The 23,083-nt window shown below is 71.8% G+C and carries 20 protein-coding genes; 10 read left to right on the top strand and 10 right to left on the bottom strand.

The annotated features are described in order from the left end of the window. Positions 1-87: 87 nt before the first annotated feature. Together ACFC8N_RS25220 and ACFC8N_RS25215 are read right to left on the bottom strand one after the other, a co-directional pair. On the bottom strand, positions 88-1,668 hold the full coding sequence (locus ACFC8N_RS25220; RefSeq protein WP_356029675.1) for an acyl-CoA carboxylase subunit beta: 1,581 nt from the start codon (positions 1,666-1,668) through the stop codon (positions 88-90). 167 nt (positions 1,669-1,835) lie between these two features. Next, entirely contained in the window at positions 1,836-2,507 is a 672-nt protein-coding gene (locus ACFC8N_RS25215) for a TetR/AcrR family transcriptional regulator (RefSeq protein ID WP_376289945.1), read from the bottom strand. A 209-nt stretch (positions 2,508-2,716) separates the two neighbouring features. On the opposite strand from ACFC8N_RS25215, the gene ACFC8N_RS25210 reads away from it, so the two are divergent. The 8 genes from ACFC8N_RS25210 (at position 2,717) to ACFC8N_RS25175 (ending at position 13,251) form a co-directional block, all read left to right on the top strand. Then, positions 2,717-4,132, top strand: coding sequence for an MFS transporter (locus ACFC8N_RS25210; RefSeq protein ID WP_376289942.1), 1,416 nt, complete (start codon positions 2,717-2,719; stop codon positions 4,130-4,132). Positions 4,133-4,404: 272 nt separating this feature from the next. Continuing rightward, positions 4,405-5,007: a response regulator transcription factor gene (locus tag ACFC8N_RS25205; RefSeq protein WP_356029670.1), complete on the top strand. Its 603-nt coding sequence runs from the start codon at positions 4,405-4,407 to the stop codon at positions 5,005-5,007. A 405-nt stretch (positions 5,008-5,412) separates the two neighbouring features. Further along, on the top strand, positions 5,413-7,041 hold the full coding sequence (locus ACFC8N_RS25200) for a BTAD domain-containing putative transcriptional regulator (RefSeq protein ID WP_376289939.1): 1,629 nt from the start codon (positions 5,413-5,415) through the stop codon (positions 7,039-7,041). 255 nt (positions 7,042-7,296) lie between these two features. Next, positions 7,297-8,382, top strand: coding sequence for a ParB N-terminal domain-containing protein (locus ACFC8N_RS25195; RefSeq protein WP_356029667.1), 1,086 nt, complete (start codon positions 7,297-7,299; stop codon positions 8,380-8,382). Positions 8,383-8,769: 387 nt separating this feature from the next. Further along, the gene (locus tag ACFC8N_RS25190) at positions 8,770-9,471 is read left to right on the top strand and encodes a ScbR family autoregulator-binding transcription factor (protein WP_356029665.1); all 702 of its coding nucleotides are present in this window, start codon (positions 8,770-8,772) and stop codon (positions 9,469-9,471) included. A gap of 71 nt (positions 9,472-9,542) precedes the next feature. Continuing rightward, positions 9,543-10,790, top strand: a complete 1,248-nt coding sequence (locus ACFC8N_RS25185) for a cytochrome P450 (protein WP_356029664.1) — start codon at positions 9,543-9,545, stop codon at positions 10,788-10,790. Further along, on the top strand, positions 10,787-11,632 hold the full coding sequence (locus ACFC8N_RS25180; protein WP_362822259.1) for an SDR family oxidoreductase: 846 nt from the start codon (positions 10,787-10,789) through the stop codon (positions 11,630-11,632). Before ACFC8N_RS25185 ends, ACFC8N_RS25180 begins: the two co-directional genes overlap by 4 nt. 74 nt (positions 11,633-11,706) lie before the next feature. Next, positions 11,707-13,251 carry an FAD-dependent monooxygenase gene (locus ACFC8N_RS25175; RefSeq protein WP_376289934.1) on the top strand — a complete coding sequence of 515 codons (1,545 nt, stop codon included), beginning with the start codon at positions 11,707-11,709 and terminating at the stop codon, positions 13,249-13,251. Here ACFC8N_RS25175 and ACFC8N_RS25170 read toward each other — a convergent pair. Continuing rightward, the gene (locus ACFC8N_RS25170) at positions 13,201-14,031 is read right to left on the bottom strand and encodes an AfsR/SARP family transcriptional regulator (protein WP_356029660.1); all 831 of its coding nucleotides are present in this window, start codon (positions 14,029-14,031) and stop codon (positions 13,201-13,203) included. The two genes, ACFC8N_RS25175 and ACFC8N_RS25170, sit on opposite strands and share 51 nt — an antisense overlap. A 357-nt stretch (positions 14,032-14,388) precedes the next feature. Here ACFC8N_RS25170 and ACFC8N_RS25165 point away from each other — a divergent pair, with 357 nt between their 5' ends. Continuing rightward, the gene (locus ACFC8N_RS25165) at positions 14,389-15,006 is read left to right on the top strand and encodes a ScbR family autoregulator-binding transcription factor (protein WP_356029658.1); all 618 of its coding nucleotides are present in this window, start codon (positions 14,389-14,391) and stop codon (positions 15,004-15,006) included. A 274-nt stretch (positions 15,007-15,280) separates the two neighbouring features. Next, positions 15,281-16,291, top strand: a complete 1,011-nt coding sequence (locus ACFC8N_RS25160) for a ScbA/BarX family gamma-butyrolactone biosynthesis protein (protein ID WP_376289930.1) — start codon at positions 15,281-15,283, stop codon at positions 16,289-16,291. A gap of 109 nt (positions 16,292-16,400) precedes the next feature. On the opposite strand, the gene ACFC8N_RS25155 is transcribed toward ACFC8N_RS25160, so the two are convergent. From ACFC8N_RS25155 to fabG, 7 genes are all read right to left on the bottom strand, one after another. Further along, the gene (locus tag ACFC8N_RS25155; RefSeq protein WP_356029655.1) at positions 16,401-17,252 is read right to left on the bottom strand and encodes an SDR family oxidoreductase; all 852 of its coding nucleotides are present in this window, start codon (positions 17,250-17,252) and stop codon (positions 16,401-16,403) included. Between the two features lie 30 nt (positions 17,253-17,282). After that, positions 17,283-18,839 carry an AMP-binding protein gene (locus tag ACFC8N_RS25150; RefSeq protein ID WP_362822262.1) on the bottom strand — a complete coding sequence of 519 codons (1,557 nt, stop codon included), beginning with the start codon at positions 18,837-18,839 and terminating at the stop codon, positions 17,283-17,285. Then, entirely contained in the window at positions 18,839-20,065 is a 1,227-nt protein-coding gene (locus tag ACFC8N_RS25145) for a thiolase family protein (RefSeq protein ID WP_356029653.1), read from the bottom strand. The genes ACFC8N_RS25150 and ACFC8N_RS25145 overlap by 1 nt, the downstream gene beginning before the upstream one ends. Positions 20,066-20,195: 130 nt before the next feature. Continuing rightward, positions 20,196-21,158, bottom strand: coding sequence for a beta-ketoacyl-ACP synthase III (locus ACFC8N_RS25140; protein ID WP_376290232.1), 963 nt, complete (start codon positions 21,156-21,158; stop codon positions 20,196-20,198). A 67-nt stretch (positions 21,159-21,225) separates the two neighbouring features. Further along, entirely contained in the window at positions 21,226-22,005 is a 780-nt protein-coding gene (locus ACFC8N_RS25135; protein WP_376289927.1) for a thioesterase II family protein, read from the bottom strand. A gap of 76 nt (positions 22,006-22,081) precedes the next feature. Further along, the gene (locus ACFC8N_RS25130) at positions 22,082-22,279 is read right to left on the bottom strand and encodes a (4Fe-4S)-binding protein (protein WP_356029651.1); all 198 of its coding nucleotides are present in this window, start codon (positions 22,277-22,279) and stop codon (positions 22,082-22,084) included. Positions 22,280-22,313: 34 nt separating this feature from the next. Continuing rightward, entirely contained in the window at positions 22,314-23,081 is a 768-nt protein-coding gene (gene fabG / locus ACFC8N_RS25125) for a 3-oxoacyl-ACP reductase FabG (RefSeq protein WP_362822265.1), read from the bottom strand. Positions 23,082-23,083: the final 2 nt, after the last annotated feature.

Here is a 23,083-nt window from a genome sequence, read left to right as displayed (position 1 = left end):
CGGAATACAGTTCACGCTACCAGCGCCGCCCCGATGGTCCGCATATTAAATTCTCACGCCTCGTACTCAATAATTCATCGGGCGGGGTCACAGGGGGATGTTGCCCCGGTGCAGCCGCGGCGCCGGGACCGATTCGTTGCGCAGCGCGCGCAGGGCCCTGGCGATGTGCGTACGCGTGGACGACGGGGTGATCACCGCGTCGATGAAGCCGTGCTCGGCCGCCACGTACGGCGTGCAGTAGCGGTCCTGGTACTCCTGCTCCAGTTCCGCCCGGACCGCCTCGACGTCGCCGCCCTCGGCCTGCACCTGCGCCAGCCGGCGGCGGTGCACGATGCTCGTCGCGCCCGGCGCACCCATGATCGCGATCTCCGCGGTGGGCCAGGCCAGGTTGACGTCGGCGCCGAGGTGCTTGGAGCCCAGCACGTCGTACCCGGCGCCGTACGCCTTGCGCGTGATCACGGTGACCATGGGCACCGTCGCCTCCGCGTAGGCGTAGATCAGCTTCGCGCCGCGCCGGATGATCCCGCTCCACTCCTGGGCGGTGCCGGGCAGGAAGCCGGGCACGTCCACGAACGTCAGGACCGGCACGTTGAACGCGTTGCAGGTCCGCACGAAGCGCGCGGCCTTCTCGGCGGCGTCGATGTCCAGACAGCCGGCGAAGTGCAGCGGCTGGTTGGCGACGATGCCGACGCTGTGGCCCTCGACACGGGCGAAGCCCACGAGGATGTTGCGCGCGAACAGCTCCTGGACCTCCAGGAACTCGCCGTCGTCGACCACACCCTCGATCGCCTCGTGCATGTCGTACGGCTCGGTCGGCGAGTCCGGGATGAGCGAGTTCAGCTTCTTCTCAAGGTCCAGCGGGGCGCGGTCGACCAGCGGTTTGCCCGTCCAGTCCATGGCGTCGAAGACCGGGGCCTCGCAGGCGTTGTTGTCGGGCAGGTGCGACAGCAGCACCCTGACGTAGGAGATGGCGTCCTCCTCGTCGGTGCCCAGGTAGTGCACGTTTCCCGACTTCGTGCTGTGTGTCCTGCCGCCGCCGAGGTCCTCGAAGCCGACGTCCTCGCCGGTGACCGTCTTCACCACGTCGGGGCCCGTGATGAACATGTGCGAGGTCTGGTCGACCATGACCACGAAGTCGGTGAGCGCGGGGGAGTAGGAGGCGCCGCCCGCGCAGTACCCCATGATCAGCGAGATCTGCGGGATCTGGCCCGACGCCTGCACGTTGCGCTGGAAGATCTCCCCGTACATCGCCTGGGACTCCACACCCTCCTGGATGCGGGCGCCGCCCCCGTCGTTGATGCCGATGAGCGGCCGTCCCGTCTTCATCGCCAGTTCCATGATCTTGAGGATCCGGCGGCCGTGGACCTTGCCGAGCGAGCCTCCCTTGTAGCTCGCGTCCTGGCTGAAGACGCAGACGGTGCGGCCGTCGATCTCCCCGTACCCGGTGATCACGCCGTCGCCGTACTCGCCGTCCGCGTCCGCCTCCGACTCGGGGCGCGCGAACGTGTCGATCTCGACGAACGAACCCGGGTCCAGAAGGAGATCTATGCGCTCCTGAGCGGTCAGTCTGCCCTTGGAATGCTGTTTCTCGGCCATCCGGACCGAACGTGCGCCAATGGCTTCACGGCGTCGATGCAGATCGTCGACCGCATCTCGCATGGTGCCCATTCTGCCCCCTCTATCGGGTCATCAATGGTCCCCAGTCCTGACGGGGATTCGGATGATATATCTGAGGGGTGGGCGCGGGCCCGCGAAAATGAATTACCAATACGAATGCGTGAGGAATTCACAGAGCGCCGTGCATGTTCAACTGCCCACGGAAGACAGTTGAACGGTCAGCTCGACTCCGCGTCCGGTGTCCGCGCTGTCTGTGCCAGGGCCTGTGCGAGCAGACCGTCGACGAAGGCGCGCAGACCCTGCGCGAAGGTGTCCTGCCCGGCCAGTGCCCCCCACCGGCCGGCGACGGCGGCCAGGTGCGGGTGCCGGAGCGGGCCGGCGGCGCCTCCGAAGTAGGCGTTGAGGAGCGTGGGGTCCCGCTCGTCCATCTCGCGGTGGCGGGTGTGTGTGCGCACGAGGATCTCGCCGACCGTGTAGTACCAGATGCTGCGGAAGATCCGGACGGACTCCTCCGGGGGGCACCCGGCGTCGACGACCCCGGCCAGGATCGTCTCGACCAGCCACAGGAACGAGTCGCCGAGCCGGGCGATGAACCCGTCGGTGGTGAGGACCTCCGCCGCCCAGGGCCACGCCGCCAGGCCGTCGTGGATCGCGACACCGGCCGTGACGATCCGCTCCCGCGGCTCGCTCGGCAGCTCGGGGTGCGGAATCTGCTCCGCGTACTCGTGGATCAGCAGGAACAACAGGTCCTGCTTGTCCCGCACATGCGAGTACAGGGTCGTCGCCCCGACGCCGATCTCGGACGCGAGCCGGCGGATCGTGAGCTTCTCCCAGCCGTACTCGTCGATGAGCCCGCGGGCCGCGGCCAGGATCTGCTTGCGGGAGGTCACGGGGGGTCGGCCGACGGGCCGGCGTGATGTGTTCGATCGGGGCATCGCCCCATCATGCCCCGCCGCGACACCCGGTGTACGACCTGTGCGGTCGACACCCCGCCGTCCTCGCTGCTAATTTCGGAACACGTTCGGAAACTCAATCGGCACAACCATGCGCAGAGGGGCTGGGTGCGGTGGCAAGTACGCAAGTAGCGAGTGAGAAGACGATGGTCGCGAGCGGCGCGCGGCCCGGGACCACCCTCGCCGCGGTGTCCGTCGTGCAGTTCATGGTGTCGCTGGACCTGACGGTGGTGAACGTCGGACTTCCCCGGATCGGCAGCGGCCTCGGCTTCAGCGAGGTGGGCCTGACCTGGGTGATCCACGCCTACGCCCTCACCTTCGGCGGGCTGCTCCTGCTGGGCGGCAAGATCGCCGACCTGTACGGGCACAAGCGCGTGATGCTGTTCGGGCTCGGGCTGTTCGGCCTCGCCTCGCTCGTCGGCGGCCTCGCGCAGGCCCCCGCCCAGCTGGTGGCCGCCCGCGCCGCGCAGGGCATCGGGGCCGCGGCCCTGGCGCCGGCCGCGCTCGCGCTGCTGGCCTCGACGTTCCCCGGTGGCAAGCAGCGGGTGAAGGCCTTCGGCGTCTGGAGCGCGGTGAACGCCTCCGGCGGCGCCGTCGGCGTCCTGGTCGGCGGTCTGCTCACCGAGTACGCGGGCTGGCAGTGGGTGATGTACATCAACCTGCCGATGGCCGCCGTCGCGCTGGCCCTGGCCTGGCGCGGCATCGCCGCGGACCAGCCCGCCGCGCGCCGCGGCCGCCCGGACGTGCTCGGCGCCGTGCTGGCCACGGCGGGCGCCGCGCTGCTCGTGTTCGGCGTCATCCGCACCGACCGGTACGCCTGGACCTCGCCGGTCACCGTGTCGACCCTGGTGGTCGCCGCCGCCCTGCTGGTCGCGTTCGTCTACGTCGAGAAGACCACCCGCCGGGACCCGCTGATCCGGCTCGGCCTGTTCGCCAGTCGCTCGGTCGCGGGGGCCAACACCTTCACGTTCCTGTTCGGCGGCGCCATGGCCTCGGCCCTGTACTTCGTCTCCCTCTACCTGCAGCGGGTGCTGGGCGGCAGCCCGGCCAAGAGCGGCGCCGAGTTCCTCCCGTTCATGGTGGGGGTGGTCGCCGGCTCCACCCTCGCCGTCAAGTTCGGCTACAAGTTCGCCCCCCGGAACGTGCTGATCACCGGTGGCACGCTGGCCGCGCTCGGCTACGCCTGGTTCGGCCTGATGCGTGCCGACGGCTCGTTCCTGGTCGACGTCCTCGGCCCGTCCGTCCTCGCCAGCGTCGGCATCGGCCTGTGCCTCGCGCCGGCCGTCTCCATCGCCACCGGGGACGTCGCTCCCCACGAAGCGGGCATCGCCTCCGGCATGCTCAACAGCACCCGCCAGATCGGCGCCTCGCTGGGGCTCGCCGCCCTCGGCACCGCGGCAGCCGACCGCAGCGGAAAGTCCGTCACTCCTCAAGCCCTCGACGACGGATACGCGCTCGGGATGACGGCCGGTGCTGTCATCCTGGTCGTGGCGGTCCTCATCGCGGTCTTCGTCCTGCCCCGGCCCGACCGCGGCGGCGCCGACGGAGCGGGCGCCGGCTGACGCCACGTGCCCGCCCGGCGTGGTACCCCTAGGTCGGCACACGGCGAACGCGGCCCCTGACGGTGAAGGTTCTCGGAAGCCTTGACCGTGTACAGGGGCCGCGTTCGTGTGACACCGCGGGCGGCGGGGCCGGTGTCGTCCGAGCAGGGCGGACGCGCGTTCGAGAGGTCGTCGCCGGGGCCGCGGCGGGCCGCCATGCAGACGACGTACATATTTCAGCCAGTCGGTTTCCCCAGAATGGCGAGCGTCGTGGAACTACATAGGGGGACCGCGTGGGAATCGATGTATTGGTGTCCGACGACCGGCATCTGTCCCGTTTCGCGCTCGCTGCCTTGCTGGAGCGACACGAGGGGGTACACGTCGTCGGGTCCGCGGAAAGCAACTTCGCCGCCCTGGAGTTCGCCGAACTGCACAGGCCGGACGTATCCATCATCAGCTTCGAGGGCGAGGACGGCGAAGCGATCTCCATTGCCGAGAAGATTGCGGATCTCGGCTGCCGGAGCATGCTGCTGGCCACCGCGGTGACGCGTTCGGTCGTCCGCCAGGCTTTCGCCACCGGAATCGGCGGGATTGTCGAGCGGAGCGTGTCTCCGCGTCAGTTCGTCGAGGCCATTCACCGGGTGCACCAGGGTGAGCGGGTCTTCGACGCGGAGTTGACGGTCGCCGCGCTGAACAACAGCGACTGCCCTTTGAACAGGCGTGAGTTCACCGTCCTTGAGTACGTCGCCCGGGGCGACACGGTCGTCGAGATCGCGGCAGGGATGCACCTCTCTCAGGGAACCGTACGCAACTACCTCTCCTCCATGGTCGCGAAGCTGGGCGCGCGCAACCGGATCGACGCACTGCGCATTGCCCGGGATTCACGCTGGATCTGATCGGGCGAGGACCCGGCACGAGTGTTCAACTGCTCGTCGGGAATCAGTTGAACTCACCCGCCCCACCACGGTTCCACGATCGACGGCGCCGATCAATTCACGTGCCCGCGGCGGTGCCTGGCCGGCACTCCGGGACTAGTGCGCCCAACCGATCTGTGTTTCTAATGGACGAGCCTTCGTCGGACAGTCGTGGGTAGGACCGTGCCGCGCGAATTGATGCGCTCAGGATGGGGTCTGCGATGCCTGCGTCGATCAAGTGGAATACAGCGGCACTTCTGCCGGGATCCGGTTTCGCGGAGCCTTCCGAAGAAACGTTCCGCAGTGCCCTGGCCGGCCTTTCCGACGCTCCCGCCGTTTCCTTGGCCCCGGTGACCTGGTGAAGGTACTTCAGGAGGTGAATCACCCATGGTGACCACGGGATCCCCCCTGCGCATACAGCTTCTCGGACCGGTGCGCGCGTGGTGGAACGAGGCGGAGGTCGCGCTCGGCCCGCCCAAGCAGCGGGCCGTGCTGGCCCTGCTGGCCAGCCGCGCGGGCGATGTCGTGGGCGTCGAGAACATCGTGGACGCCGTGTGGGGCAGCGACCTCCCGCACACGGCCGCGGGCGGTGTGCACACCTATGTGGCCGGGCTGCGGCGGGCGTTGGAGCCCGGGCGCCGCAAGCGGGCGGCCGGCCTGCTGCTCACCTCCGAGTCGGGCGGGTACTGCCTGCGGGTGGACCCCACGGCCGTGGACGCCGTGGTCTTCGCCCGCAGCCTCGGCGACGCGCGCAGGTCACGCGGCCGGGGCGACGTCGAGGCGACACTGCGGCTGTACGAGCAGGCCCTCGCCGGCTGGCGCGGCGAGGCGTTCTCCCGGGTCCCCGGCCCCTTCGCCGCGATGGAGCGCGACCGGCTGCGGGACCTGAGGCTGACGGCGGTGGAGGAGTGGGCCGAGGACATGCTGGCGGCGGGCCGGCACGCCGAGCTGGTCACCGAACTGCCGGCGACGGTGTCCGAGGAACCGCTGCGCGAGAAGCTGCGCTGGCTGCTGATGCTGGCGCTCTACCGCAGCGGGCGCCGGGTGCACGCGCTGTGGACGTACGACGAGACCCGGGAACTGCTGTTCAGGGAACTCGGCATAGAGCCCGGTGCCGATCTGCGCACCCTCCACCAGCAGATCCTGTCCGGGCACCCCGAGCTGAGCGCGCCCGGCGCCGATCCCGCGTCCCTGCTGCTCGCGGGCCGGGAGACCGCCTTCCACGGCGCGCCCAAGCCGGCCCAGCTCCCGCCGCTGGCACGTGAGTTCGTGGGTCGTGCGACAGAACTCGCGCGGCTGGAGGAGTGGGTCGACAGCGAGCTCTCGCACGGCGGCGCCTGGACACCGGTCGCGGTGGTCGACGGCCCGGCCGGCGCCGGCAAGTCGGCGCTGGTGCTGCGGCTGGCCCACCGGCTCACCGACCGCTTCCCCGACGGCCAGCTGTACGTGGACCTGTGCGGCACCGGGCCGCAGGGCCGGCCGGTCAGCGCCGACGACGCGCTCGGCCAGCTCCTGGGCGGCCTCGGTGTCGACGGCTCGCGGATGCCGTCGGGCGTGGCCGCCCGCGCGTCCCTCTACCGCAGCCTGCTGCACGGCCGGCGGATGCTGGTGATCTTCGACGACGCCCACGACGCGGATGAGCTGCGACCGCTCATCCCCCGGGGCTCGTCCTGCGTCCTCGTGACGAGCCGGCAGCGCTTCAGCGGGCTCGCGGCGCGGGACGGCGCGCACCTGGTCACGATCGGGCCGCTGACCGAGGAGGAGGGCACGCGGCTGCTGATCCGGCTCAGCGGGGGACGCATCGAGGGGCCCGGTCCGGTCACCGAGCGCCTGATGGCGCTGTGCGGCGGGCTTCCGCTGGCGCTGCGCATCGTCGCCGGGCAACTGGCGGTCAATCCCGACGTGCCGCTCGACGCGCTCGTCGAGCAGTACGCGACCGCACCCGGCCGGCTCGAACGGCTCACGGTGCAAGGCGGCGCGGCGGCCGGCCTGCCCCGTGTCTTCGAGGCGTCGTAACGGCCGCTGCCCGAGGCCGCGGCGCGGACGTCGCGCCGTACCGGCCCGCACACCGGTTCGGCGCCGGCGGACAGCGCCGCGGCCCTCGCGCGCCCGGACCGGCGCGCCGCCCGAAGGCCGCCCCACGCGTACCGCTTCCACGGCCTCGTCGGCATCCACCCTCTGCGGAGTCCGCGCTCGAAGCCCGCTCTACGCCCGCTTGAGCCTCCCCTAATAAAACGGAGCAGTCGGTTTCTTTCCGGGTATCGTCGTGTCATGAAGCCAGAACCGGAGATGCCTCAGGAGGCGCTGATGCTCGACGCGTTAACGGCAGGCAGGCCCACGGCGCCCGTGTCCGGCGCCTTCGACCAGCCCGTGTCGGAACTGGTGCCCATCGCGTCCTTGGTGACGTCGGATTCGCCGCGTATCGCGGGGGAGGACGCGGAGCACGTCGAGGCGCTGGCCGAGATGCGCAATCAACTGCCGCCCATCGTGGTCCACCGGCCGACCATGCGGATCGTCGACGGCGTGCACCGGCTGCGGGCGGCGGTGCTGCGCGGCGAGGACTCCATCGAGGTCCGGTACGTGGAGGGTTCGGCCGAGGACGCGTTCGTCCTGGCCGTCCGGCTCAACGCCGAACACGGCATGCCGCTCTCGCGCCGGGACCGGCTCTCGGCGGCCGAGCGCATCATCGACAGCCACGCCCACTGGTCGGACCGGCGCATCGCGGAGGTGACCGGCCTCGCGCCGGCCACGGTCTCCTCGCTGCGCAGGCGTTCAACTGCCCACGTCGACCAGTTGAACGCGCGCACCGGACGCGACGGCCGGTCCCGGCCGGTCAACAGCGCGGCCGGCCGGCGCCGCGCGGGCCAGGTCATCGCGGAACGCCCGAACGCCTCGCTGCGCGAGATCGCCCAGGAAGCCGGTATCGCGCTCGCGACCGCCCGGGACGTCCGGCTGCGCATCCGGGAAGGAAAGGACCCGGTGCCGCCCAAACTGCGGGAAGCCGCGCAGGAAAGCAATCTGCCGGGCGCGCGTGCGGTGCGCAAGCGGCCGGTGGCGCAGGAACCCGAACGTGTTGTCCGGGCCCGGCCGGAACCGGCCCTCATCTCGGACGCCGGACGGCTCGTGAACCTGCGCAAAGATCCCTCGCTGCGCTTTTCCGAGGCGGGCAGGGCGCTGCTCCAGCTCCTTGCGACCAACGCGCTCGACGACGAGAAGTGGAGGTGGCTGATGGGGGCGGTGCCGGAACACCGGAACGCCGACATCGCCCGGGCCGCCAGGCACTGCGGCGAGCGTTGGCTCAGTTTCGCCGAAGGTCTGGAACACGGCGGCGGCGCGCGCACGGGCCGGGCCGTGTGAACCGGGGCGTGTCTTGCGCCGTTCAGTTCCTGCTGGGTACCGTTTTCCGAAATCCCCCGGGCGAGTTCGCCGGTGAAGCGCAATACTTCATCGGCGAACTCGTTTATTCATGCCGCGCCCGATGCGATGTCGGCCGTATTCGTCGGACCGGATTCCGAGGACCGGATTCCGAGGACCGGATTCCGAGAAATTCCGCACACCTCGTGGCCCCCTCTTCCCGGCCCTCACGGAGGCTCCCGCCCCCTCCTCCCCGGGCAGGCCCGGAGGCCGGGGCGGGCTCTGCGGATCACCGTCCCGGCCGGAGACGGACTGATAGCATACGAACTCGACGGTTTCTTTTTGCTCCGGGCGGCGTGGGGGGCTCGGGCCAGGGCGAGGAGGTGTGACGTGGCGCAGCAGGAACGGGCGTTCCGCACGCGACGTACGATCCTGACCGCTGCCGCCGAGGTCTTCGACGAACTCGGCTACGAGGCGGCCACCATGTCGGAGATCCTGGGTCGGTCCGGTGTCACCAAGGGTGCGCTGTACTTCCACTTCCCCTCCAAGGAGCAGCTCGCCAAAGAGGTGCTCCAGGAGAACGTGCAGGTCGTCCCGGACGTCCCGGAGCAGCGGCTGAAGCTGCAGGAGGCCGTGGACCGGGGCATGCTGCTCGCTCATCTGATGGTGCGCGATCCGGTACTGCGCGGCGGCGTCCGGCTCGCCCTGGAGCAGGCCGGGCACGGCAAGGTGGACCGCAGCGTGCCGTTCCTCGCCTGGTCCCTGGCGAGCCGGCAGATGTTCGAACAGGCCAAGCAGCAGGGGGAGTTGCAGCCCCACATCGACCCCGGGGCGCTCGCGGACGTGTTCGTCGGGGCGTTCGCGGGTGTTCAGCTGATGTCGCAGGCGCTGACGGGGCGCGCGGATCTGGACGAACGCGTCGCCTCGCTGTACCGCGTCCTGATGGCGGGCGTCGCCGTCCCGAGCGTCCTGGTCCAGCTGGACGTCGCCGAGGACCGCGGGGCCCGGGTGAACCAGGCCATCGAGCAGGAGCGGCAGGCCAGGGGGGAGACCCCGCCCGACCACACGGCACGCCTCGTCGGGCACGGCTGACGTACGACAGGATCGACCCGCACGGCAATTCCGAGTCACGGCGCGAGTCCACGCAAGGACGGAGTGCAGCAATGGTGGTATCGACCTGCCCCTACGCCGTAGATCTGACGGGCAGCCATCTGGCGGAGGAGGCCGCGGAGCTCCGGGGACACGGTCCCGCGGCGCGGGTCGAGTTGCCCGACGGCGTCCTCGCCTGGGCCGTGACGCGGCACGCGTACGCCAAGCGGCTGCTGGTGGACCCCCGGATATCCCGGGACGCCCGCCGGCACTGGCCGAGCTTCGCCGACGGGCGGATCGGCGAGGACTGGCCCCTGTACCACTGGGTCAGCGCGGAGAACATGCTCTCGGCCTACGGGCAGGAGCACTCCCGGCTGCGCAGGCTGATCGCGGGGGCGTTCACGGCGCGCCGCAGCGCGGCCATGCGGCCCCGCGTCGAGACCCTGACGGCCGCCCTGGTGGACTCCCTCGCGGCCCGGCCGGCCGGCCGGACCGTGGACCTGATCACCGAGTTCGCGCTCGAACTGCCCGTCCAGGTGATCTGCGAGCTGTTCGGGGTCTTCGACGAGGGCGACCGGCAGGCACTGCGCCACGGGCTCAGCGAGTCCATGCGCACCTCGGCCACGGCCGAGGAGGTGCGGGCGGCCCAGGCGAGCCTGCACGAGGTGCTGGTCCGGCTCGTGGCCGTCAAGCGGCTCGCGCCGGCCGACGACCTGGCCTCCGCCCTGATCGCGGCGCGGGACCAGGACGGGACCCGGCTGAGCGAGGGCGAACTCGTCGACACGCTGCTGCTGATGATCGGTGCCGGCCACGAGACCACGGTCAACCTCCTCGGCAACGCGATCGTCGAACTCCTCTCCCACCCCGACCAGTTGCAGCATGTGCGGGGCGGCGCCGCCGGCTGGGACGCGGTGGTCGAGGAGACGCTCAGGATGCGCGGGCCCGCGGCGTTCGTCCCGTTGCGGTTCGCGGTCGAGGACATCGACCTCGGCGAAGGGGTGGTCATCCGCCAGGGCGACCCCGTGCTGATCTCCTTCGCGGCCACCGGCCTCGACCCGGACGAACACGGCCCCGACGCCGAGGAGTTCGACGTGCTGCGCGGCGAGCGACGTGATCACCTCGCCTTCGGACACGGCGCGCACCACTGCCTGGGCGCCTCACTGGCCCGGCTCGAAGCGCGCGTCGCCCTGCCCGCGCTGTTCGAGCGCTTCCCCCGCATGCGCCTCGCGCGGCCGGCGGCGGAGCTGGAGGCGACCGTCTCCTTCATCACCAACGGCTACCGCAGCGTGCCCGCGGTGCTCACCCCGGAGCCCGGCCGATGATCGCGGTCACCGGCGCCACCGGGACGGTGGGGGGCCTGGTGGCCCGGCTGCTCGCCGACGACCGTCCCGTACGGCTGCTCGCGCGCGACCCCGCGCGGGCCGCGGAGCTGGGGATCCCCGGCGAGGCCGTGGCGGCCGACTTCGACGACCCCGCCTCGCTCGTCGCCGCACTGGCGGGCGCGCACGCGCTGTTCGTGGTCACGGCGAACCCGCTGCGGCCCGAACACGACCCGAACCTCCTGACCGCCGCGCGCGAGAGCGGCGTACGGCACGTCGTGAAGCTCTCCGCCCTGGCCGTGGCCGACGAACGGGCCGACGACCTGATCACCCGGTGGCAGCGGCGGAACGAGGACCTCGTGCGGGCCTGCGGCCTGCCGTGGACGATCCTGCGGCCCCGGTCCTTCATGTCCAACTCCCTGGCCTGGGCCTCGTCGATCCGTACGCGCGGCGTCGTCCAGGCCGCCGACGGCACCTCACGCAACGCGTGCGTCGCCCCCGAGGACATCGCGGCCGTCGCCGCGCTGGCCCTGACCGGCGGCGCGGGCGAGGGCATGACCTACCCGCTGACGGGCCCGGAGGCACTGTCCGCGGCCGAACAGACCGCCGTACTGGCCGAGGTGCTCGGCCGCCCGGTGCGGTTCGTGGGAACGACCCCGGAGCAGGCGTACGAGGCCTGGTCCAGGCGGTACCCCGAGCCCGTCGCCCAGGCCCTGCTGCACAGCGCGCGCCGGCAGCGGGACGGTGCCAAGGAGCTCGTCGACCCCACGGTCGAAAAGCTCCTCGGCCGCCCGGCGCTGACCTACCGCGACTGGGCACACCAGCACCGGCACGACTTTCTCTGACCCGCCCTCCCGCCTCGCCCGCCCGGACCCCGGGCGGGCCGCACGTCCGGGCCGACGCCGACGGAAGGATGCCCATGTCCAGCCCTCCCTGCGAAGTGCTGATCGTCGGCGGCGGTCCGGTCGGCATGCTGCTCGCCGCCGAACTCGGCGCGTACGGCGTCGCCACGACCGTCGTCGAAGCGCGGCGGACCACGTCCGACGAGCCCAGGGCCGGCACGCTGCACGCCCGGACCGTCCAGTCCCTCGCCCGGCGCGGGCTCGCCGTCGGCGCCGCCGACGCGGCGGGCGCGGGCGGCGAGCCGTTCCACTTCGCGGGCCTGCCCGGGCTGTCCATCACCGCCCCGGCCGCGGAACCGGCGGTCCTCGTCAAGCGGGCCCAGGCGGATCTGGAGCGCCACTTCGAGGCCGTGGCCCGCGAGCGCGGGGTGCGGGTGCTGCGGGGGCACCGCGCGGTGCGGATCGATCAGGATCCCGGCGGCGTCCAGGTCGTCGTCGCGGCGGACGGCAGCACATGCCGGCTGCGGGCCTCCTACGTGGTGGGCGCCGACGGAGCCCGCAGCACCGTCCGCGAGCTGTGCGGCTTCGCCGCCGTCACCCATCCCGCGACCGTCTCCGCCCTGATGGGCCAGATACGGTTCACCGACCCGGCCGGCGTCCCGCTCGGGTGGCAGCGCACCGAACGCGGCTGGACCTCCGCCAAGTGCGACGGACAGGGCCGCGGCCGGCTGCTCACCCTGGACTGCCGCGGGCCGCACCCCGACCGCGCCGGCGCGCCCACCCTGGAGGAGCTGAGCGCCGAGGCCGCCCGGATCGTGGGCCGGCCCGTGCCGCTCGCCGATCCGGTGCACCTGTCCCGGTTCAGCGACTTCTCCCGGCTGGTGACCGGCTACCGCCAGGGCCGGATCTTCCTGGCGGGCGACAGCGCGCACGTGCACTTCCCCGTCGGCGGGCAGGGACTGAACACCGGCCTGCTGGACGCCCTCAACCTGGGCTGGAAACTGGCCCACGCGCTGCGCGGCCGCGCGGGGAAGGACCTGCTGGACACCTACGACCGTGAACGCAGGCCCGCCGGACAGCGCGTGGTGGACAACACCCGGGCGCAGCTCGCGCTGATGCGCCCCGGCCCCGAACTCGACCCGCTGCGCGCCCTGATGGCCGATCTGCTGCCGCTGCCCGAGGTCGCGAGGCGGCTGGGCGGGATGGTCAGCGCCCAGGACACGGAGTACCGCGACGGGGCCGCCGCGCAGTCGGTCTGGGAGGGGCGGTTCCTGCCCAACCAGCCGCTGGCCGCGGGCGGCACCGACCTGATCGCCCTGCTGGGAGAGGGCCGGCCGGTGCTCCTGCTGGGCGACGGCGCCGACCGGCCGGGCGGCGCGGAGGGCTGGGCCCACGTGCTGCGCACCGCCAGGGCCGCCGGGCCGCTGCCGGACGCCGACGCCGTGGTGGTGCGCCCGGACGGATATGTGCTGTGGGCCTCCGACGGCGGGGAACTCGCCGGGACGCTGCGGCAGTGGTTCGGTGAGCCGCGCGAGGAGTTCTCCCGCCCCGCTGTCGCCGGTGCCGACCGCTCAGCCGACCTCAGCCGGTGTCTGATGGGCTACCAGCTGGAGTTCCTGTGACCCCTCGGAAGAAGCCCTGAGGATCGACTGTTGCAGCCGCTGCACCGGCGCACTCGGCTCCAGCCCCAGGTCCCGCACGAGATGGCTGCGCAGCCGTTGGTAGACCCGCAGCGCCTCGCCGGGGCGGCCGGCCCGGTACAGCGCCAGCATGAACTGGCCGTACAGGCTCTCGTGCAGGTCGTACTGGTCGACCAGGACGGTGAGTTCGGGCAGCAGTTCGCGGTGCCGGCCGAGGATCAGGTCCGCCTCGATCCGCCGGTCGAGCGCGCACAGCCGGGCCTCCTCCAGCCGGCGGGCCTGCGCGTGGAGATGCCGGCCCGGCTCCACGTCGACGAGCGCGGGCCCCGTCCACAGGGCGAGGGCCGTGTGCAGCAGGCGGGCCGCGTTGCTGTGGTCGCCGGCTTCCATCGCCCGGTAGCCCTCGTTGCTCAGGCGCTCGAACTCGCGGAAGTCCAGCGTGCCGTCGGCCGTGTCGAGCAGATAGCCGCCCGGCAGGGTGACCAGCACGTCCTTGGCCGTGCGCACGGGCGCGCCGCCCGCTGTCCCGGGAAGGGCGGAGTCGATCAGCTCCCGCAGCCGCAGCACGTACGTCTGCAGCGTGGTGCGGGCGCTGCGCGGCGGGTGGGCGCCCCACAGCTCTTCCACCAGGACAGCGGGCGGCACGAGCTGGCCCGCCTTCAGGGCGAGCAGGGCGAGGACCTGACGCGGCTTCGGAGCGGTCGGGACGATCCGCGTACTGCCCAGCCGTGCCGCAAAGCCGCCGAGTACTTCAATCTCCATGTCTCTCCCCAGGTCCGTAGGCGCAAGGCCCGTAAGGGGCGCGCGTTGTCTGGCGTGTCTCAGGGAACTCGGGACTTGCTTGACCACCAAATTAAACAGCACGCCCGGTTCGTTTTCCAGAGGGCGGGAAGGATTCGTGCAAGCGGTCCGCGCCTACGGCGCGCCCGGGGGTCCGTTTTGGCCCCATCCTGCGAAACTTCACACGCCAAGCTGACAAACCGCATCGACGGTTTGTTAATCTTGGCGGAGTTGACGGGCGAGTTCTGCGAGACCGGCAGGGTCGCTCCGTACGGGGGCGTCATCTCCATGCTCCCACCACGGGTTCATGGAGCGGCTCGGGAGCTACGGAGCACCTCGATGGTCAAGCAGGAACGTGCCGTTCGGACCCGCAACGCGCTGATCACGGCGGCGGCCGAAGACTTCAGCCGGATGGGCTACAGCCCTTCCTCACTCCTGTCCATCAGCCGTCACGCCGGCGTGACGAGCGGGGCGCTGCACTTCCACTTCCCGACCAAGGTCGCCCTCGCCTCCGCGGTCATGACGGCCGCGGTCCAGCGCCTGCACGGGATCGTGGAGCGGTGCGAGAAGCGGATGCCCGAGGGTGCCGTGCTGCAGCTCCTGATCGACGCGGGCCATGAGCTGGTCCAGCAGCTGCGCGACGACGTGGTGCTGCGCGCCGGGTTCGACCTGGAGGGGGACCCCGGGTGCCCGCAGGGCGTCGGCGAGGTGCGCGCCCACTGGTACCGGTGGGTGCAGGCGACCCTGGAAAGCGCGCAGGAGGCGGGGGAGTTGCGCCAGGGTCTGTCGGTCGAGCACGTGGCGAGCGCGGTGTTCGTGTGCACCGTGGGGATCCAGATGCTCGGCCGGCGGGACGCGAAGTGGGTCTCGCGCCGCACGCTGACCAGGTTCTGGTACCTGGTGCTGCCGCGCATCGCGGAGGGCGAGGACGGTCTGGACGCCGCGGGGTCCGGCTGAGGCCGCGCGCCGTCGTACGGATCAAACCGTACCGGCCGCTCGGTCCGTATGGGGCTTTCGTCGTGTCGGCCGAATGATGAATACGCCGTTAAGAGTCCGCTGAATTGCATTGCAGGCCGGAAGCGGGATTTCCGCTTCCGGAAACAGTGAGGCGAACGGCGCAGATTTTCCTCGGGGAGCACCTGAACTAAACCGGTGAGCCCGTATATTTCATGGGGCGCCCTTTCGAACCACGCAGTCAACCATCCTTGATCCGTCGGGAAGAGGGGATCCCATGACCCTGCTCGTTCGCCAGCAAGAGCCCACCCGCGCTCCCGCCTGGCAGGGAGTCGAGGACCTGCCGCAGCTCACCACCACCGTTCCGCGTGAGTACGTGCACCGCGCCTCACTCGCCGAGGTCTTCCTCACCGGATGCCGCCAACTGGGCGGCACCCACTTCGAGTTGACGGGGCAGTGGCCGCGCGCCCACACCTTCTTCACCAACGGTGACGGGACGCAGCACGACCCCATGCAGGCCGCCGAAACCATTCGCCAGGTCGGTCTGTTCCTCGCCCACTCGGAGTTCGGTGTGCAGCTGGGCCATCATTTCCTGCTGCGGGACATGGAGTTCTCCGTGTGCCCGGACAACCTGGACATAGGGGAGCGGCCCAGCGAGCTCATACTCGACGCCGCCTGCACCGACGTGAAGTGGCGAGGGAACCGCCTCGTCCAGTTCGCCATGAGCATCACCATCGAGCGCGAGGGACGTCTCGCGGCCCGCGGCAGCGGGCACTTCACCTGCGTCGCCCCGGCCGCGTACCGCCGTCTGCGCGGGTCGCGCACCGAGGACGGCGCCGCGGCGCAGCCCCGTCCGCTGCCCGTCGAGCCCTGGCGGGTGGGCCGCTGCGCCGCCTCCGACGTCGTGCTGTCGGCCACCGACCAGCCGGGCCGCTGGCTGCTCAGCCCCGACCCCCGCCACCCCATCCTGTTCGACCACGGCGGCGACCACGTGCCCGGCATGGTGCTGATCGAGGCCGCGCGCCAGGCGGCCTGCGGGCTCGTGGAAGCCGGCGCGTTCCTCCCGGTGCGGGCCGCCACCGAGTTCCACCAGTACGCCGAGTTCGGCACACCGTGCTGGATCGACGCCGTCCTGACGCCGCCGGCACAGCCGGGCATGCTCAGTGTGCACGTCCGGGGACTTCAGGACGGCAACGAGGTGTTCAGCACCCGGCTGGACGGGATGTGCCCGCAGAACGGCGAATCCACCGACAGGCCGGCCGGGGAAGAACAGCGTATTGATGCCTGACGGTCGCATCGGTTCGGGTATTCCGGTTCGGTGCATTCCGGTTCGGCGTATTCCGGTTCGGTGCATTCCGGTTTCGGGATTCGGGCTGTGACAGGTTCTTCTGAGCCTGTCACAGCCCGAAGTTCCGTACCGGGCATTCCGGTTCGGGTGCGGAGGTCACCGACGGGGCGCTGCCGGCGCCGAGCGTCGCGGTGAGTCCGGCGTCGACGGGAAGGACGACCCCCGTGATCCAGCGCGACCTGGGGCCGGCGAGGAACAGGACGGCGTCACCCACGTCCCAGCCGGTGCCCTCGGTGGCGAGCGGGGCGGCGAGCCTGCGCTGTTCGCGGTCGCCGTCGTCGACGCCCTGGGAGTGGACCATCGGGGTGTAGACATAGCCGGGGGCGAGCGCGTTCACGCGGATGCCCTCGGGCCCGTGCTGGGCGGCCATGGTCCGGGTGAGGCCGACGACCGCGGCCTTGGTCGTGGGGTAGGCCACCGTCGGGTGGCCGCCGGTGAGGCCGACCGCCGAGGACATGTTGATGATCGACCCGCCGCCGGCGACGCGCATGCGCGGGATGGCGGCACGGGACATCAGCACCATGGAGTTCAGGTTCAGGCGCAGGCACCGGTCCCAGGCGTCGAGGTCCACGTCGACCACGGTTCCGGGCGGGCCGGCGACGCCGACGTTGTTGACCAGCACATCGAGCCGGCCGAAGGCGTCCACCGTCTGCCGGACCACCCCGGCGCAGGCGTCCGGGTCGGTCACGTCGGCGGTGAGCGCGAGCACGTCCCCGCCCCGCTCGGCGACGAGCCGCCGGGTCTCCGTCATGTTCTCGGGCGCGGAGTCGACCACGACCACGTGCGCCCCGGCCTCGGCGAGCAGTACCGCGGCGGCCCGGCCGTTGCCGATGCCCGGCGCGCGGGAGCCGCCGCCGGTGACGATCGCGACCTTGCCCCGCAGACCGAAGTCGATGCTCATAGTGGACTCCCCTTCCGGCCGGCCGGCGGCTCACACCTGCCGGGCGCGGCCGGCCCAGTAGCGCTCGCGCAGGGCGCGCTTGAGGACTTTCCCGTTGGCGCTGCGCGGCAGCGAGTCGACGAACTCCACCCGCTTGGGCGCCCGGATGCCGCCCAGCGTCTTCCTGCACAGCGCGATCAGCTCGTCCTCGCGGATCCGGGCGCCCGGGTTGCGCTCGACCACCGCGGTGACCGCCTCTCCCCAGTCGTCGTGCGGCACACCGATGACGGCACAGTCCTGCACGGCCGGGTGACTCCAGATCACCTGCTCGATCTCGCTCGGGTAGATGTTCAGACCCCCGGAGATGATCATGTCCTTCTTGCGGTCGGTGATGAACAGATAGCCGTCCGCGTCGAAGTGGCCGATGTCGCCGGTGTGCAGCCATCCGCCGACGACGGTCTCGGCCGTCCTGTCGGGCGCCGCGTAGTAGCCCTTCATGACGAGGTCACCGCGGACACAGATCTCCCCGGACTGCCCCGCGGCGACGGCGCGTCCGTCCTCGTCCTGGATCTCCACGGTCACCAGCGGGTACGGCCGGCCGCACGAGGTCAGCCGGGAGTCGGGAGCCACGTTCCCGGCGACGAAGTGTTCCTCGGGGCGCATGAAGCAGACCCCGGCGAACGCCTCCACCTGGCCGTAGCACTCCATCAGGACCGGGCCGAACAGGCCGATGGCGCGCCGCAGTTTCTCGGCCGACATGGGGGCCGCGGCGTAGAGCAGGTAGCGCAGCGAGGACAGGTCCCGCCCGGTGAGTCCGGGTGTCTCCATCAAACGGTAGACGACCGTGGGCGCGAGGAAGATCTCGGTGACCCGGTGCCGCTCGATCGCGTCGAGGATCGCCGCCGGTTCGGCCCTGGGCAGCAGCACCACCGTGCCGCCGCGTGCCGTGGCGGCGAGGCTGATGACGCCGGACGCGTGGGCCATGGGCAGCGCGGCCAGGTTCACGATCGGGTCGTCGCCGCGATACTGGAACGACATCATCAGGTGGGCCAGACACGTCGACAGGGACCGGTGCGTGTTCATCACACCCTTCGGCGCACCGGTCGTCCCGCCGGTGGACGAGATGGCCACCACGTCGTCCATCTCGTGGTGCACGCGGGGTTTCGTGTCGGGCAGACCGGCGGTCCACTCGGCCAGCGCGGGGTTGCCGTCCGCCGCGTCGTCGAGACACACGTACTGCGCGACCTTCGGCAGCGAGGGCGCCAGCTCGGCCACGACCGGCGCCATCGAGGGGTGGTAGAACAGCACCTCGCAGTCGAACGCGTCGATCACGCGCCGCAGGTCGGCGGGGGGAGTGGTCGGGTTCAGCGGTACCCAGGCCAGCCCGGCCCGCCAGATGCCCAGCACGCCGATCCAGCCCCGCGCGTCGTTCGGGGACAGCACACCGGCCTTGGCCTCGCGGGTGAACCCCGACCGCAGCAGGGCGTGCGCGATCCGGCACGACAGCTTCCCCGCCTCGTCGAAGGTCCAGGTCCGCTCGCCGGACACGTACGCGACCGAGTCCGGGCTGTGCCGCCAGCCCCGGTCGAAGAAGTCGATGATCGCCATCAGGCCCCCAAGATCGTGATGGTGGCGACCGCTTCCTCGCCGGCGTAGAAGCCGCCGCTGTTGTCGGCGATCGCGATCCGTGCGCCGGGCACCTGCCGGACCCCGGCCTCTCCGCGCAGCTGACCGACCAGCTCGTACACCTGGGCCAGGCCGGTCGCCCCGAGGGGATGCCCCTTCGACTCCAGGCCGCCCGACGGGTTGACCGGCAGCCGTCCGCCCAGCGCGGTCACCCCGGCCTCGGCGGCCGCGCCGCCGGCACCGGGCTCGAACAGTCCGAGCAGTTCGGTCTGCTGGATCTCCCCGAACGCCGTCGCGTCGTGCAGCTCGGCCACGTCGATGTCCTGCGGGCCCAGGCCGGCCTGCTCGTAGGCGCGCAGCGCGGCCAGCCTGCTGATGTGCTGGTCCCACGCGGCCGGCGGGTGCGTCACGCCCGTGCCGACCACGCTCGCCAGGACCCGTACCCGCGCACCGCGCGAGGCCAGTCGGCGCAGCCCGCGCTCTCCGCACACCACCGCGGCCGCCGCCCCGTCGGTGATCGGCGCGCACATCGGCACGGTGAGCGGGAACGCCAGCGCGCGGGCGGACAGGACGTCCTCGACGGTGAACTCCTTGCGGTAGTGCGCCTTCTCGTTGTGCACGGAGTGCCGGTGGTTCTTGGCCGAGGCCGCGGCGAGCTGCCGCTGCGTGGTGCCGAACCGGTGCATGTGCGCACGGGCCCAGGCCGCGTAGACGTCCATGAAGATGCTGCGCTTGCCGGCGTGGGCGGCATCGGCCGTACCGCCGAACGCGGTCAGGGTCGCGGCCAGCGCCGCCGGGTCCGACACGTCGTAGGCACCGTCGAAGACCGCCATCGCGCGGTCGCGGTCCTCGACGTTCATCTTCTCCGCGCCGACCGCCAGCACGATGTCGGCGGCGCCGGCGCGGACCTGACCGACCGCCAGGTGCAGTGCGGTGGCGCCGGTGGCGCAGGCGTTCTCGACGTTGAACATGGGGATGCGCTCGAACCCCATGCCGCGTAGGGCGACCTGGCCGCCGATCATGAGCTGGCCCTGGAGGGCGCCCTGGGTGGTGTTGCCGAAGAACGCCGCCTGAACATCGCGCGGCTCCAACCCCGCGTCGGCCAGGGCCTCCCGGACCGCTTCGGCCGCCAGACCGGGCACGTCACGGTCGGTGTGACGGCCGAACTTCGTCATCCCCACCCCGGCGATCCACACCTGCTCCGCCACGGGTCAGCTCCTTTGCGCCTGAAGGAATCTCGTCGGCCGTGCCGGCGCGAGGGCGGCGGCACGCAAAAAGATGTCGCACACGCGGAATTCGCGTCAATATTCGTTTTTCACATCATCCTGGGAAAAACCCTCAGGGGCAGCCGACCACCTGGGCCGCGTACGACAGGCCCGCGCCGAAGCCGAGCAGGAGGACGGGGGCGCCGCCCGCGACCTCGCCGCGCTCCACGAGCTTGGACAGGGCCATGGGGATGCTGGCGGCGGAGGTGTTGCCGGAGTCGACGACATCGCGCGCGACGACGGCGCCGGTGGCGCCGAGATGCCTGGTCACGGCCTCGATGATCCGCAGATTCGCCTGGTGCGTGACGACGGCGGCCAGCTCGGACGGTTCGATCCCGGCCCGCTCGCAGGCCCGGCGGGCCACCGGAGCGAGGGAGGTCATCGCCCAGCGGTAGACGACGTGTCCGTCCTGCCGGAACAGCGCGGGCGGCCCGGCCGGACCGGTGGTCTCCAGCGTGATGGCCGAGCCCCGCTGCGGCTGCGAGCCCCACACCACCGGGCCGACGGTGCCCGTGGCGCCGCCCTCGGCAGCCGTGACGACCGCGGCGCCGGCGCCGTCGCCGAAGATGACGCAGGTGGACCGGTCCTGCCAGTCGAGGAAGTCGCTCATCTTGTCCGCGCCGATGACCAGCGCGGTACGGCTGCTGCCGCCGCGCACGGCCAGATCGGCGCCCGCGAGGGCGTAACTGAAGCCCGCGCAGGCGGCGTTGAGGTCGAAGACGGCCGCGGCGGGGATCTCCAGCTGGCGGGCGACCCGGGCGGCGATGCTCGGCATACGGTCCACGGCGGTGCAGGTCGCGACGGTCACCAGGTCGATGTCGGCGGCATCCACCCCGGCCCGGGCGACGGCCTTCGCGGCGGCGCCGATCGCCATGTCGGCGACGCTCTCGTCCGCGGCGGCGATGTGGCGGGTGGCGATGCCGACGCGGGACCTGATCCACTCGTCGGAGGTGTCGACCCGGGCGGCCAGGTCGTCGTTGGTGAGCACGCGCGTCGGCTGGTGGTGGGCGATCGAGACGATCCGGCTGCCGGGCAGGGTGGCGGGCACGAGTCCTCCAGAGGGTCGGTTCCGGGGAAGCGAGGGGTCAGGGCCTGCGGCTCGGTCAGGCAACGTCCCGCCGCGCGTGCGGAAGCGGCTCGGGTCCCGCCGCGGCCAGGGCGTCGGCGATCGTCGCCAGCACGTCGGTCACCGCCGAGTGGAGGAAGAAGTGCTCGCCGGGCAGGACGACCAGGCGCGAGGCGGCGCCGGTCTGCCGCAGCCACCGGTGCAGCTGGTCGCTCGCCACCAGGGGGTCGGCGGCGCCGCCGAACACGGTCAGCGGCACCGTGAGCGGCTGCTGCGCGTGGTACTGGTAGGTCTCCAGCAGCGAGAAGTCGGCGCGCAGCGCGGGCAGGATCAGCTCCATCAGCCCGGGGTCGTCCAGCAGTTCGGCCGGCGTGCCGCCGAGGAAGCGCAGTTCCTCCAGCACGTCGGCGTCCGGCGCCGCGTGGATCGGCTGCCGGGTGCGCGGCAGGTCGGGGGCGGCCGAGCCGGAGACGAACAGGTGCGCCGGCTGGGGCAGGCCCCGCGCGCGCAGGGTCCTGGCGAGCTCGAAGGCGATCAGGCCGCCCATGCTGTGGCCGAACAGCGCGTACGGCCGCTCCAGGTGGCCCGCGAGGGCGTCGGCCAGCATCTCGGTCATCAACGGCATCCTGCTGACCGGGGTCTCGCCCCAGCGGGCGCCGCGGCCGGGAAGCTCCAGCGGGTGCACCCGGACATGACCGGGGGCCAGATCGCGCCAGGTCCGGTACGCCGAGGCGGCGCCGCCCGCGTACGGGAGGCAGAAGAGCCGGACCCCGGCCTCGTCCCGCGGCTCCGCCTGGGCGAACCATGGGTTGCGCATGGTGTGCTTCTCCTTCGTCTCGCCGTGGTCCGCCGCGGTGCGGGCGCGGCGGGACGCAGTCGGTCGGTTCAGTCGGTCAGTCGGTCAGGGCGAGGGCGCCCGACGGGCAGGTCGCCACCGCCGCCCGCGCGGCGTCGGCGGCCTCGCGCCCGCACTCACCGGCCGTGAGCAGCACGACGGTCCCGTCGTGCTCGGACTGGTCGAAGAGACCGGGTGCGGTCAGCGCGCACATGCCCGCGCCGACGCAGCGTTCGGTGTCAGCCTGGATCTGCAAGGTCGTACCCCCGTGCCGTGGGTGTGCGCGGACGTCAGACGGCCACGCCGCCGTCGATCTGGAAGGTCGTGCCGGTGATGTACGCGGCCCGGTCCGAGAGCAGGAACGAGACCAGGTCGGCGACCTCGTGCGGCTCGCCGAACCGCCCGAGCGGGATGCGCTGCCTGAACCGCTCGCGGACCTCGGCCGGCAGCGCCGCGACGGGATCGGTGGCGACGAAGCCGGGCACGACCACGTTCGCCCGGATCCCGTACCGCCCGACCTCGCGGGCCAGGGACTTGGTGAACCCGATGATCCCGGCCTTGGACGCGGCGTAGTTGGTCTGCCCGGCGTTGCCGTACAGACCGGCGATGGAGGACATCGTCACGATCGCGCCGCGCCTGCGCTCGATCATCCCGTTGATGACGGTGCGGCAGACGTAGTAGGTGCCGTCGAGGTTGACCCGCTGCACGTCCGCCCAGTCGTCGTCCTCCATCGCCGCCAGCGGGCCGTCGCGCAGCACGGCGGCCGAGGTGACCACCGCGTCGAGGGGACCGAGCGCGTCCTCGGCCCCGTCGACGAGTTCCTCCACCGCGACGCTGTCGCCGACGTCGGTCCGGCGGATGTACGACCGCCGGCCCAGCGCGCCGATCTCCTTTCCGAGGCTCTGCGCGGCGGCCGCGTCGGAGGCGTAGCACACCGCCACGTCGAAGCCGTCCTCAGCGAGCCGCAGCGCGACGGCGCGGCCGATCCCGCGTGAACCGCCCGCCACCAGGGCCACCGGGGCGCCCTGGTCCGTCCGGGCCGCGTCGATTCCGCTCATGC

The organism is Streptomyces sp. NPDC055966, from assembly GCF_042269865.1.
Lineage (GTDB): Bacteria > Actinomycetota > Actinomycetes > Streptomycetales > Streptomycetaceae > Streptomyces.
Note: the sequence above shows the minus strand (reverse complement) of the source record. Positions and strands in the feature narration are given on the sequence as shown.